This is a genomic window from Streptomyces sp. NPDC048258 (assembly GCF_043201995.1).
Lineage (GTDB): Bacteria > Actinomycetota > Actinomycetes > Streptomycetales > Streptomycetaceae > Streptomyces.
The window spans coordinates 148,002-160,242 of the sequence record NZ_JBICZH010000007.1 but is presented as its reverse complement, the minus strand read 5'-3'; the positions used below and the strand labels follow the sequence as shown (position 1 = coordinate 160,242).

13 protein-coding genes are annotated in these 12,241 nt (G+C 72.9%); 3 read left to right on the top strand and 10 right to left on the bottom strand.

Going from position 1 to position 12,241, the window contains the following annotated elements; all coding sequences use genetic code 11:
• Genes ACGFYQ_RS18420 through ACGFYQ_RS18410 form a run of 3 tightly spaced genes read right to left on the bottom strand, consistent with a single transcriptional unit; the run spans position 1 to position 2,143 of the window.
• Positions 1 to 600, bottom strand: coding sequence for an HD domain-containing protein (locus tag ACGFYQ_RS18420; RefSeq protein ID WP_393745016.1), 600 nt, complete (start codon positions 598 to 600; stop codon positions 1 to 3).
• A 6-nt stretch (positions 601 to 606) separates the two neighbouring features.
• Positions 607 to 1,908 (bottom strand): cytosine deaminase, encoded by a 1,302-nt coding sequence (codA, locus tag ACGFYQ_RS18415; protein ID WP_393745014.1) that lies wholly within the window; start codon positions 1,906 to 1,908, stop codon positions 607 to 609.
• A 58-nt stretch (positions 1,909 to 1,966) separates the two neighbouring features.
• Entirely contained in the window at positions 1,967 to 2,143 is a 177-nt protein-coding gene (locus tag ACGFYQ_RS18410) for a hypothetical protein (protein ID WP_393745012.1), read from the bottom strand.
• 87 nt (positions 2,144 to 2,230) lie between these two features.
• On the opposite strand from ACGFYQ_RS18410, the gene ACGFYQ_RS18405 reads away from it, so the two are divergent.
• Complete coding sequence (locus ACGFYQ_RS18405; protein WP_393745010.1) at positions 2,231 to 4,060, top strand: prolyl oligopeptidase family serine peptidase; 1,830 nt, start codon at positions 2,231 to 2,233, stop codon at positions 4,058 to 4,060.
• A gap of 70 nt (positions 4,061 to 4,130) precedes the next feature.
• Positions 4,131 to 4,907: an SURF1 family protein gene (locus ACGFYQ_RS18400; protein WP_393745008.1), complete on the top strand. Its 777-nt coding sequence runs from the start codon at positions 4,131 to 4,133 to the stop codon at positions 4,905 to 4,907.
• 16 nt (positions 4,908 to 4,923) lie between these two features.
• Here the strand turns inward: ACGFYQ_RS18400 and ACGFYQ_RS18395 are convergent, their stop codons facing one another.
• From ACGFYQ_RS18395 to ACGFYQ_RS18365, 7 genes are all read right to left on the bottom strand, one after another.
• Entirely contained in the window at positions 4,924 to 5,997 is a 1,074-nt protein-coding gene (locus ACGFYQ_RS18395) for a hypothetical protein (protein ID WP_393745006.1), read from the bottom strand.
• Positions 5,994 to 6,812 (bottom strand): SigE family RNA polymerase sigma factor, encoded by an 819-nt coding sequence (locus ACGFYQ_RS18390; RefSeq protein ID WP_393745004.1) that lies wholly within the window; start codon positions 6,810 to 6,812, stop codon positions 5,994 to 5,996. Before ACGFYQ_RS18390 ends, ACGFYQ_RS18395 begins: the two co-directional genes overlap by 4 nt.
• 169 nt (positions 6,813 to 6,981) lie before the next feature.
• Positions 6,982 to 8,055: an aspartate-semialdehyde dehydrogenase gene (locus tag ACGFYQ_RS18385; RefSeq protein WP_393745002.1), complete on the bottom strand. Its 1,074-nt coding sequence runs from the start codon at positions 8,053 to 8,055 to the stop codon at positions 6,982 to 6,984.
• Positions 8,052 to 9,326: an aspartate kinase gene (locus tag ACGFYQ_RS18380; protein ID WP_030709298.1), complete on the bottom strand. Its 1,275-nt coding sequence runs from the start codon at positions 9,324 to 9,326 to the stop codon at positions 8,052 to 8,054. The genes ACGFYQ_RS18385 and ACGFYQ_RS18380 overlap by 4 nt, the downstream gene beginning before the upstream one ends.
• A 151-nt stretch (positions 9,327 to 9,477) precedes the next feature.
• The gene (locus ACGFYQ_RS18375) at positions 9,478 to 10,125 is read right to left on the bottom strand and encodes a DUF5063 domain-containing protein (protein ID WP_393745000.1); all 648 of its coding nucleotides are present in this window, start codon (positions 10,123 to 10,125) and stop codon (positions 9,478 to 9,480) included.
• The gene (gene recR, locus ACGFYQ_RS18370; RefSeq protein WP_363057095.1) at positions 10,118 to 10,717 is read right to left on the bottom strand and encodes a recombination mediator RecR; all 600 of its coding nucleotides are present in this window, start codon (positions 10,715 to 10,717) and stop codon (positions 10,118 to 10,120) included. The genes ACGFYQ_RS18375 and recR overlap by 8 nt, the downstream gene beginning before the upstream one ends.
• 36 nt (positions 10,718 to 10,753) lie before the next feature.
• Positions 10,754 to 11,098, bottom strand: a complete 345-nt coding sequence (locus ACGFYQ_RS18365) for a YbaB/EbfC family nucleoid-associated protein (RefSeq protein ID WP_362394527.1) — start codon at positions 11,096 to 11,098, stop codon at positions 10,754 to 10,756.
• A gap of 268 nt (positions 11,099 to 11,366) precedes the next feature.
• On the opposite strand from ACGFYQ_RS18365, the gene ACGFYQ_RS18360 reads away from it, so the two are divergent.
• Entirely contained in the window at positions 11,367 to 12,113 is a 747-nt protein-coding gene (locus tag ACGFYQ_RS18360; RefSeq protein ID WP_393744997.1) for an SLATT domain-containing protein, read from the top strand.
• Positions 12,114 to 12,241 lie beyond the last annotated feature (128 nt).

Sequence of the window (12,241 nt, the reverse complement as noted above, 5' to 3'; positions counted from 1 at the left end):
TCAGCCCTGCCGGCCGAACCGGTCCAGCGGGTTCGCCGCGATCCGGGTGGCCGCGCCGCCCGCGACGTAGGCGGCCGCCGCGCACTCGGGCTTGCGCTTCGCCTGGTCCTCGACCAGCGCGAGGAAGGAGGCGCCGAAGTCGCCCCGCGGGTACGCGGCGAGCAGGTCGGCCGTGAACGACGGGTCGAACTCGGTGACGCGCAGGCCCGATACGTCGGCGCTCGTACCGACCTGGAGGAGGTGGCTCTCCACGTCCTCGGCCGCGCTCACGTCGTCCCGCATGTGCAGGACGATCACTTCCGCGGCGCGGGCCCGGCGGGCGGCCGGCCAGCCCAGGCCCGCCGTCAGGACGCGCGCGACATGGCCGCCCGCCTCCTCGAAGGGGAGGCTGTGACTGTCGAACGGCGCGGTCAGGCCCAGGTCGTGGACCAGGGCCGACACGTAGAGGAGCTCCTCGTCGTACGCCAGGCCGTGCGCGTCCGCGTACCGCGCGCCGAAGGCGTACGAGCGGACCGAGTGGTGGAGGAGGTCCGCGTCCGCGTACTCCGACGCGATCTCCAGGGCGGCCCGGGCTGAAGGGGTGTCAAGCGTCCATGTCATGGGGCGTCAGCGTAGGCTCCGGCCGAAGTCGACCTCCGACGGGGGCTCCCCCGGCCAGTACAGGCGGGCCGGGGCGGGCGGGGTCTCGGCGACGACGGTGCCGCGCGAGACGACGTACCGCGGGCGGACCTGGCGGCGGAGCGCCTCCTCCGGCGTCGGGGCCGGCAGCAGGACGAAGGAGGCGGGGGCGCCCGCCGTGATGCCGTACTCCGTGTCCGGCAGGCCCAGGACCCGCGCCGCGCGCTCCGTCACCATCGAGAAGGCCAGAGGGATCTCGTCCGCCCCGGTGAGCTGGGCGGCGTACAGCCCGACCAGGGCGGTCTGGAGCGGGTTGCCGGTGCCGAGCGCGTTCCACGGGTCCATCACGTCGTCGTGGCCGAAGGCCACGTTGACCCCCGCCGCCAGCATCTCCTTGACCTGGGTGAGGCCGCGCCGCTTGGGATAGGCGTCGAAGCGGCCCTGGAGGTTGAGGTTGGCGAAGGGGTTGGAGACCAGGTTGATGCCGGAACGGGCCAGCAGGCGCTGGAGTTTGAAGCTGTACGCGCCGTTGTAGGAGCCCATCGCCGTCGTATGGGAGGCCGTGGCGCGCTCGCGTAGGCCGGAGCGCAGCGCGAGGGTGGCCAGCACCTCCACGAAACGGGACTGCTCGTCGTCGATCTCGTCGCAGTGGGCGTCCACCCGCAGGCCGTGCTCCTCGGCCAGCGCGAAGGCCGTCCGCAGCGAGGCCACGCCGTCCTCGCGGGTGTCCTCGAAGTGCGGGATGGCGCCGACGACGTCCGCGCCGCGCGCGACCGCCTCGCGCAGCAGTGCCTCGCCGCCGGGGAAGGAGACGATCCCCTCCTGCGGGAAGGCCACGATCTGCAGGGTCATGACGTCCCGGACCCGGTCGCGCACTTCGAGCAGCGCGTCGAGCGCGGTGAGGGCCGGGTCGGTGATGTCGCAGTGGGTGCGGACGTGCAGCACCCCCTGCGCCGCCTGCCAGCGCAGCACCTCGGTGGCCCGCGCGAGCACGTCCTCGCGGGTCAGGGTCTGCTTGCGCTCGCTCCAGCGGGCGATGCCCTCCCAGAGGGTGCCGGAGACGTTGGGGCGCGGTTCCCCTGCGGTCAGGGCCGTGTCGAGGTGGATGTGCGGCTCGACGAAGGGCGCGGTGAGGAGGCAGCCGTGGGCCTCGATCAGGGTGCCGGTGGCCGGCGGCTCCTTCTGGTCGTCGTACGGGACCACCCGCGCGATCCGGCCGTCCTCGGCGACCTCCACGTCGGACAGGCCATCGGTGTGGAGCAGCCGGGCGCCCCGGACGATCATCCGCATGCGGCCACCGTAGGCCTTGTCCGGGCGATCTCCGAGGACCTCCGCTCGCCTCCCGGACTCAGCCGCGCTTGGCCTGAGCCTTCTGCTGCATGCCCCGCGTCTTCGCGGAGAGCGACTGCGCGTCCCTGACCGCGGCCTTGGCGCGCGCCTCGGCCGCCGTGTTCTTCGCCATCGCGCGTTCGGAGTCCTCGTGGGCATGGTGGCCGTGGTGACCGGTGCGAGCCTTCTTCGCCATGATCGTTCCTCCTTGGACTACGGGTTCCACTGTGCGCCCGTACGGAGCAGTCGGCATCCCGGCGGCCGCTGCGGCCACAATGGGCGCATGACCAGCGACAGCGAGATCACCCCCGAGATGCCCGACTGGGAGAAGCGGTTTCGGGCGCCGCGCGTCGGGCTGCCCGACTGGGCGGAGGACGCCCCGGACCGTTCGCTCTTCGTCTCCAACGCGACCGGGACCTTCGAGCTCTACGCCTGGGACCGCGCCACCGGCGCCCAGCGGCAGGCCACCGACCGCCCCAACGGGACCACCGACGGCGCCCTCTCCCCCGACGGCGAGTGGATCTGGTGGTTCTCCGACACCGACGGCGACGAGTTCGGCACCTGGGTGCGCCAGCCCTTCGCGGGCGGCCCCGACGAGCCGGCCACCCCGGGCCTGGAGCCCTCCTACCCCGCCGGGCTCGCCATCGGGCGGGACGGCACGGCGGTCGTCGGACGCTCCACGGACGAGGAGGGCTCGACGATCCACGTCGTACGCCCCGACGGCTCGGCGCCCTCCGTGATCTACCGGCACCGGGAGTCCGCCGGGGTCGGCGACCTGTCCCGCGACGGGACGCTGGTCGCCGTCGAGCACACCGAGCACGGCGACGCGATGCACTCCGCCCTGCGCGTGCTCACCCTCGACGGGACCACCGTCGCCGACCTCGACGACTCCCGGGGCGGGACCGAGGAGCTGGGCCTGGAGGTACTGGGCTTCGCGCCGGTCGCGGGCGACACCCGGCTGCTGGTCGGCCACCAGCGGCGCGGCCGCTGGGAGCCGATGGTCTGGGACGTGGCCACCGGCGCCGAGGAGGAACTCGCCGTCGACCTGCCCGGCGACGTCAGCGCCGAGTGGTACCCGGACGGCTCCGCCCTGCTGGTCGCGCACAGCTTCGAGGCGCGCAGCGAGCTCTGGCGCTACGACCTGGCCGCGCGGGAGCTCATGCGCGTGGACACGCCGCCGGGGACGGTATCGGGTGCGACGGCGCGCCCCGACGGGGCCGTCGAGTACCAGTGGTCCTCGGCGGCCGAGCCCGCGGCCGTACGGTCCACCGCGGGCGGGATCGTCCTGGACCCTCCCCCAGCTACCGCTGGGGGGACCCCCAGGCTCCGGCCGCCCGGCTCGGTACCGGTGGAGGACGCGTGGGTGGAGGGCCCCGGCGGGCGGATCCACGCCCTCGCGCAGCGGCCGACGGGCCACGGCGACGGGCCCTTCCCGACGGTCTTCGAGATCCACGGCGGGCCCACCTGGCACGACAGCGACGCCTTCGCGGCGACCCCGGCGGCCTGGCTGGACCACGGCTTCGCGGTCGTGCGGGTCAACTACCGGGGCTCGACCGGCTACGGCCGCGAGTGGACGGATGCCCTCAAGCACCGGGTCGGCCTGATCGAGCTGGAGGACATCGCGGCGGTCCGGGAGTGGGCGGTGGCCTCCGGCCTCGCCGACCCGGCGCGCCTGGTGCTGTCGGGCGGCTCCTGGGGCGGCTACCTGACGCTGCTGGGGCTGGGCACGCAGCCGGACGCCTGGGCGGTGGGCCTGGCCGCCGTACCGGTCGCGGACTACGTGACGGCCTACCACGACGAGATGGAGGCGCTGAAGTCCCTGGACCGCACCCTCTTCGGCGGTACGCCGGAGGAGGTCCCGGACCGCTTCGAGGCGTCCTCGCCGCTGACGTACGTGGACCGGGTGACGGCTCCCGTCCACATCGCGGCGGGCGTCAACGACCCGCGCTGCCCGATCCGCCAGATCGACAACTACGTGGACCGGCTGGCGGCGCGCGGGGCGGTGCACGAGGTGTACCGGTACGACGCCGGGCACGGCTCCCTGGTCGTGGAGGAGCGGATCAAGCAGGTCCGGATGGAGCTGGAGTTCGCGCTGAAGCATCTGCCGCGCTGACTCCCCCAGCTACCGCTGGGAGGGGCCCCCACCCGGCGGGAAGGCCGGTGCACCCCCGTACGGTGGTGGGGTGCACCGGTTTCTCCTGACCCCGCGCTGGTGGGGGATCAACGTCTTCGTCGCGCTCGCCGTTCCCTTCTGCCTGTTCATGGGGTCCTGGCAGCTCGGCCGGTTCGAGGACCGCGTCGACAGCCACCGGGAGGCGACCGCCGAGCGGCCCGCCGACCAGGCGCCCGAGCCGCTGGAATCGCTCCTCCCGGTGGACAAGAGGACCTCCGGAAGGCTCGCCTCCACCTCCGGTGAGTACGGCGAACAGCTGCTGGTCCCCGAGCGGCGCCTCGACGGCGCGACCGGCTTCTACGTCCTGACCCTGCTGAAGACCGACTCCGGCAAGGCCGTCCCGGTGGTCCGGGGCTGGCTGCCGGGGGCGGCCGACCCGGCGAAGGCCCCGGCCGCGCCGGCCGGCCGGGTCGAGGTCACCGGCGCGCTCCAGTCCTCGGAGAACTCCGGCACGAAGGGCGTCCACGCCCAGGGCGGCCTCCCGGCCGGGCAGCTCGGGGTCATCGGGGCCGCCTCACTGGTCAACCTCGTCCCGTACGACCTGTACGACGCCTGGCTGACCGTGCAGACCCCCTCCGACGGGCTGACCCCGGTGCCCGCGCAGGCCCCGAACGGCACCGGGCTCGACCTGAAGGCCTTCCAGAACCTCGGCTACACCGGCGAGTGGTTCGTCTTCGTCGCCTTCGTGCTCTTCATGTGGGTCCGCCTCTACCGCCGCGAGCTCGAAACCCTCCGCGACACGGAGGCGGGGCTCCTGCCCGCGGAGACGGCGACGACGGCGGCCTGAAAGCCCTGCCGCCGGGCTACGGCTTGGGTGCTTCCACCGGGATCGCCCCCGTGCGGTACACCGTGCCGGCGCACGCCTCGGGGATCGTCGTCTGCGTGGTCGGGGACCCCGCCTGCGGCGTGTGGGACACCGCCACGCCGGCCGACGCCGGAGTCGTGGTGTCCGTCCGCGGCTCGGGCGCGTCCGCCGCGGTCCCGGAGGCCCCCGCCGCGTCGCCGGACTGGCCCGGCGGCTTGGAGCCCGTCTCCGTGGTCGGTGCGGGGCACGCCTCCCCCGACGGCACGAACGCGAACTGGACCTCGTACGCGGTGTTCGGCTGGAGCACCAGCACCGGCGCCTCCGCCGACGGATCGGGCAGCAGCCCGCTCGCCGGGTCCCCCGCCGTGTGGCCGACCACGGTGACCCCGGCGCCCGGCCCGGTCGCCGTACCGGCCGCGGCGGCCGCCGTGACGGTGTCCGGGCCGGTGACGGCGCAGCCGCGCGCCGAGACGTTGGTGACCTTGAAACTGCCGTACACCTTGCCGTCGGCACGCGGGGCGCGGGCAGAGCCCACCACCCCCAGCTGCTCGGCGCCGCACCCGGGCGCCCCCGCCGCGGATGCCGGCGGCTGCGGGCCCGTGCCCGCCGCCGGAGCCGGGCCGGTGCCGGTCGGACCGGCCGTCACGCCCCCGGTCGGGGCGCCGGCCGCCGCCGGGTCCGGCTGCCCGGTGGCGCCGCCCGCTTCGGGGGCGCCTCCCGCGGAGCGGGTGGACCTGGGCTGGGCCCCGGCGCCGTTCTGGTGCGGGTCGGACGGCACGGCGGCCGGCTTCCCGCCGGGCTCCCCGTGCCCGGCCATGGCCGAGTGGTCGGTGGCGGTGCCCTCCGCGGCCGTCATGTGCAGCGCGGCCGGGATCGCCGTCCCGGCGAGCAGGGCCACGGCCGCGGCGCCGACGTAGACCTGCCGCTTGAGGGTCCGGCGCGCGGGGACGGCGTACCGCAGCCGCTCCAGCGCGCCCTCGGAGGGCTCCAGGCCCTCGACGGCCCCGCGCAGCAGGCCCCGCAGTGCCTGTTCCTCGCTCGCCCCGCCCTGCGGAGTGTGGTCGTCCATCATGACTGCGCAGCCTCCATCGCCACCCGCAGCGCGGCAATGCCCCGCGATCCGTACGCCTTCACCGAGCCGAGTGACACCCCGAGCGTCTCGGCTACCTGGGCTTCCGTCATGTCCGCGAAGTAACGCAGCACGAGCACCTCTCGCTGGCGGCGCTGGAGTCCGCGCATCGCCTTGATCAGATCGTCCCGCTCCAGCTGGTCGTACGCGCCTTCCTCGGCGCTCGCCATGTCCGGCATCGGCTTCGACAGCAGCTTGAGGCCGAGGATGCGCCGGCGCAGGGCGGACCGGGAGAGGTTCACGACGGTCTGGCGCAGGTACGCCAGCGTCTTGTCGCGGTCGCGCACCCGGTTCCGGGCCGAGTGCACGCGGATGAACGCCTCCTGGACCACGTCCTCGCAGGAGGCGGTGTCGTCGAGGAGCAGCGCGGCGAGGCCCAGGAGCGAGCGGTAGTGCGCCTGGTAGGTCTCCGTGAGGTGGTCGACGGTGGTGCCGGCCACGACCTCGGCCACCGGCTCGGTCACCGCATCGGCCACCGCATCGGTCACCGCATCGGCAGCCACGTCGGACGCGGCCCCGGTCACCGCCTCGGACGTCTCGTCTCTGCCGCTCCCGACCTCGTCAGCGCTGTCGCGCGGCGCGGGCACGCGGCCGCCCCGGGTCGGTGCGGCGGCCCGTACGGGCGCCTCGGACGGCCCCGTCGGCGGGACGGGAACGATCACGGGGAGACCGTCGCCGGGCGCGCGGGAACTCCGGCGCGGCGGGATGATCCCGATGCGCGCCGGTACGACGGCCAATTCGAGCAGTGCCTCTGCCACGCCTGTTGGACACGCGTCCCCCCGTCAGGGTTGTACGCGCGAGGCAGCCTCACCAGCAATATCCCCATTGCCCTCATGCGTACCCGCTCTTCCCGATTGCCCCGTTTTTCGAGACGGCAGTCGGGCCATCACCTTGATCAAGGGATCAGCACCGATCCTACAAAGCGAATTACGCAGATTCACCCGCGATCAGTTCCGCGATCTGAGTGGCATTGAGAGCCGCGCCCTTGCGGAGATTGTCGGCGCACACGAAGAACTCCAGCGAGCGCCGGTCGTCGAGCGAGGCCCGCACCCGCCCCACCCAGGCCGGATCCGTGCCGACGGCGTCCGCCGGGGTCGGGAACTCCCCCGCCGCCGGGTCGTCCACGAGGACCACGCCGGGCGCGGCCTCCAGGATCTCGCGGGTGTGCGGGGCGTCCACCTCGTGCTCGAACCGGGCCCGCACGGTCAGGGAATGCCCGGTCAGCACCGGAACCTGTACGCAGGTCACGGCGATCGGCAGCTCCGCCAGGTCCAGGATCCGGCGGGTCTCCGCCCGCACGGCCAGCTCGTGCGAGGACCAGCCGTCCTCGCGCAGCTCACCGGACCACGGCACGACGTTGAGGGCCAGCGGAGCCGCGAAGGGCCCGGTGTCCTCGCCCACGGCCCGGCGGACGTCCCCGGGCTGCTCCCCGAGGGAGGTCCCGGCGACCAGCGACAGCTGGCGGCGCAGCACCTCGGATCCGGCCCGGCCGGCGGCGCCGGCGGCCTGGTACGAGGAGACGGCCAGCTCGGCCAGGGAGTACTCGGCGTGCAGCGCGCCCAGCGCCGCGATCATCGCGGCGGTCACGCAGTCGGGGCCGGCGACGATGCCGCGCGGCCGGATCCGTACGGCGTGCCCGTTGACCTCGGGCACCACCAGCGGCACCTCGGGATCCTCCCGGAAGGCGGCGGACTGGTCCACGACGACGGCCCCGCGCGCGGTGACGACGGGGGCCCAGCGGGCCGAGACCTCGGCCGGGGTGAGGAAGATCGCGACGTCGCCCTCACCGAGGCCGTCGAAGGCGTCCTCGGTGAGGGCGAGCACCTCGCTCTCCTCCGCACGGACGGCCAGCACCCGGCCGGCCGAGCGCGCGGAGGCGATCAGGCGTATGTCGCCCCAGACGTCCGCCCGCTGGGACAGGATCTGGAGCAGGACGGAGCCGACGGCTCCGGTCGCCCCGACCACGGCGAGCGCCGGGCCGGAGGACCGGGCTCGGGTCATCGTCCGGTGCCTCCGTAGACGACGGCCTCGTCGCTGTCGGAGTCGAGGCCGAAGGCCGTGTGCACGGCGCGGACGGCCTCGTTGACGTCGTCCTGGCGGGTCACGACCGAGATGCGGATCTCGGAGGTCGAGATCAGCTCGATGTTGACGCCCGCGTCGGACAGCGCCTGGAAGAACGAGGCGGTGACGCCCGGGTTCGTCTTCATGCCCGCGCCGACCAGGGAGATCTTGCCGATCTGGTCGTCGTAGCGCAGGGAGTCGAAGCCGATCTGGCCCTTCGCCTTCTCCAGGGCGTCGATGGCCTTGTGGCCCTCGGTCTTGGGGAGGGTGAAGGAGATGTCGGTGAGGCCGGTCGAGGCCGCCGACACGTTCTGCACGATCATGTCGATGTTGATCTCGGCGTCCGCGATGGCGCGGAAGATCGCCGCGGCCTCACCCGGCTTGTCCGGGACGCCGACGACCGTGATCTTGGCTTCGGAGACGTCGTGAGCGACTCCGGAGATGATGGCGTGCTCCACCTGCTCGTCCCCTTGCGGATTCTCGTTGCTGACCCACGTGCCCGGCAGTCCCGAGAAGGACGAGCGGACGTGGATCGGGATGTTGTATCGGCGTGCGTACTCGACACAGCGGTGCAGCAGCACCTTGGAACCGGAGGCGGCGAGCTCCAGCATGTCCTCGGAAGAGATCCAGTCGATCTTCTTCGCCTTCTTCACGACGCGGGGGTCCGCGGTGAAGACGCCGTCGACGTCGGTGTAGATCTCGCAGACCTCGGCGTCCAGCGCCGCGGCGAGCGCGACGGCGGTGGTGTCCGAGCCGCCCCGGCCGAGGGTGGTGATGTCCTTGGAGTCCGCGGACACGCCCTGGAAGCCGGCGACGATGGCGATGTTGCCCTCGTCCAGCGCGGTGCGGATACGGCCCGGCGTGACATCGATGATGCGCGCTTTGTTGTGGACCGAGTCGGTGATCACGCCTGCCTGGCTACCGGTGAACGACTGGGCCTCGTGGCCCAGGTTTTTGATCGCCATGGCCAGCAGGGCCATGGAGATCCGCTCTCCGGCGGTCAGCAGCATGTCGAATTCGCGTCCGGCAGGCATCGGAGACACCTGCTCGGCGAGATCGATCAGCTCGTCCGTCGTGTCGCCCATCGCGGATACCACGACGACCACCTGGTGGCCGTTCTTCTTGGCATCCACGATCCGCTTGGCGACGCGCTTGATGCCCTCGGCATCGGCTACGGAGGAGCCTCCGTACTTCTGCACGACAAGGCCCACGTGCGCTCCTCGCTCAGTCCGTCTCATTGCTGGTGCAGTCTAACGAGCGGCCGCGATCCGACCGCTTCGTACCACATCATGAGACGAAAAGATCACAGCATACGTTCCCCCACCGGGGCTTTTACATGCGGCTGCATGCGGCCGCATGCAGCTACTTGCGGCCGAGCCCGCCGAGCTCCTCGGCCATGACCTGCCCGGCCTGCTCCGCGAGGTCGTCCTCGGCCAGGTCCTCGTCCGTGTCCAGGCCGTCCAGGGCCGCCAGCGGCTGGTCCAGGCGTACGTGCGCGATCAGCGACTGGAGGGCACGCAGGGTGGCCGAGGCCGTCGGGCCCCAGTTGGTGAAGTACGAGAACTGCCACCACCACAGCGCCTCTGTGACACGGCCCGACTGGTGGTGGATGAGCCCGTGCCGCAGGTCGGCGACCACGTCGGCCAGGTCGTCGGAGATCCGGTGGGCGACCGGAGCCTTGCGCGGCTCGTACGGGTCGAAGACCTCGGAGTAGACGTCGACCGGCTCCAGCATCAGCGCGAACCGCTCGCGCAGGTCGTCCACGTCCGGCTCCGGACCGAGGTCGGGCTCGTAGCGCTCATCGGGCAGTACGTCCTGGTACGCGCCCAGCCGGCCGCCCGCCAGCAGCAGCTGGGACACCTCCAGCAGGAGGAACGGCACCGCGCTGTCCGGGTCCTCGCCCTTGGCCACCTCTGTGACCGCGACGATGAACGACTCGATCTGGTCCGCGATCGACGCGGCGAAGTCGTCCGGGTCCTGGCCCATGGCGTGCAGCGTTGCGTCAGACATCGAGAAGTCGCCTTCCTTCAAAGGCCCGCCCGAGCGTGACCTCGTCCGCGTACTCCAGATCTCCCCCGACGGGGAGCCCGCTGGCCAGGCGGGTGACCTTCAGGCCCATGGGCTTGATCATGCGGGCGAGGTAGGTGGCGGTCGCCTCGCCCTCCAGGTTCGGGTCGGTGGCGAGGATCAGCTCGGTCACCGTCCCGTCCGCGAGGCGCGCGAGCAGCTCGCGGATGCGCAGGTCGTCGGGGCCGACGCCCTCGATCGGGCTGATCGCTCCGCCGAGGACGTGGTACTTGCCCCGGAACTCCCGGGTCCGCTCGATCGCGACGACGTCCTTCGGCTCCTCCACGACACAGATGACCGTGGTGTCGCGGCGCGGGTCACGGCAGATGCCGCACCGCTCCTCCTGCGCCACGTTCCCGCACACCGCGCAGAACCGGACCTTGTCCTTCACCTCGAGCAGCGCGTGCGCGAGGCGGCGGACGTCGGTGGGCTCGGCCTGCAGGATGTGGAAGGCGATCCGCTGCGCGCTCTTGGGCCCGACGCCGGGCAGCCTGCCCAGTTCGTCGATCAGGTCCTGGACCACGCCTTCGTACAACGGACTGCCTTCTTTCTCTGTGGGTCGGATTCGGTGTTAGAACGGGAGGCCGGGGATGCCGCTGCCGCCGCCCAGGCCCTGGGCGAGGGGCCCCAGCTTCTGCTGCTGGAGCGCCTGGGCATTCTCGTTGGCCGCCTGGACCGCCGCGACCACCAGGTCGGCGAGCGTCTCCGTGTCGTCCGGGTCCACGGCCTTCGGGTCGATCACCAGTGCGCGCAGCTCACCGGAACCGGTGACGGTCGCCTTGACCAGACCGCCGCCGGCCTGGCCCTCGACCTCGGCCTGGGCGAGCTCCTCCTGGGCCGCGGCGAGGTCCTGCTGCATCTTCTGGGCCTGCTGGAGCAGCTGCTGCATGTTGGGCTGGCCACCACCGGGAATCACAGGTCACTCACTCCGTACGGTCGGGACACTCGGTCGGGACGCTTGGTCAATCCGAGCCTACGTGCTCCCCGGGCGCTGCGCCCTACGCCGTGAGGACCAACTCTTTCGAGTGAGAGTCGGGGCGTGCGCGTACCTGCTGGAACCCTCCTTGCGGGCGGAAATCCCGGGATTCGTTGTCCATCGCGCGTCATTCGAAGGTAGGAAGAGCATGCGCACCATTGCGCACACGCGCACCACCACACGTCAGCGCAGGCAGAGGGAGTGCCGGGTGAGCCAGCCGGAGATGCAGCCCGAGGGGCCACCCCGGGATCCCCGGGAAGAGGGCGGCGGGCCTATGGCGGCGGGCGATCTGACCGGCCGGCCGTTTCCCCTCGGGGACTGGGGCGAGCCCGCCGAGCGCCTCGACGAGCTCTACCGCCGGGTCGAGGACGACGCGCTGCGCACCGCCGAGTGGTACCTGTCCGACCGGGCGTGGAAGCGCCGGGGCGCGCGCGTACTGCGCGCCGGTGCCGCCCTCGGCGCCGTCACGGGCGCCGCGATGCCGCTGCTGGAGCTGACGGGCTCGGCGCCGGGCGCTTCGGCGTACGGGTTCCTCGCGCTGCTGCTGGGCGCGGCCTGCCTGGCCTGTGACCGGTTCTTCGGCCTGACGTCCGGCTGGATGCGGGACGTCGCCACCGCGCAGGCGGTCCAGCGCCGCCTGCAGACGCTCCAGTTCGACTGGGCCTCCGAGAACGTACGGGAGGTGCTCGGCCCGACGGAGGGCACGGCGAGCGAGGCCGCCGAGCGCTGCCTCACGGTGCTGCGGCGCTTCTCGGAGGACGTGACGGAGCTGGTCCGCTCCGAGACGGCGGAGTGGATGGTGGAGTTCAGCTCCGGCCCCGCCCCGCTGGTGATGCAGTCCCTGGGCGCCGCGGGCGCCCGCTCGGACGCCTACATCCCCCCGGCCCGCTTCCCCCTCCCCCCGGGCACCCGCCCCAACATGCCCCGCCAACGCCCCCCGGAACAGCCCCGCTGACCTGCGATCCAGCTGGAGCCCAGCCCTATCCAGCCCCGCCGGCGCTTGAGGCGGGGGAACGGGGGGGCGGAGCCCCGGCACCTCCCAGCCCCGCCGGCGCTTGAGGCGCGGGGTCCGGGGGCGGAGCC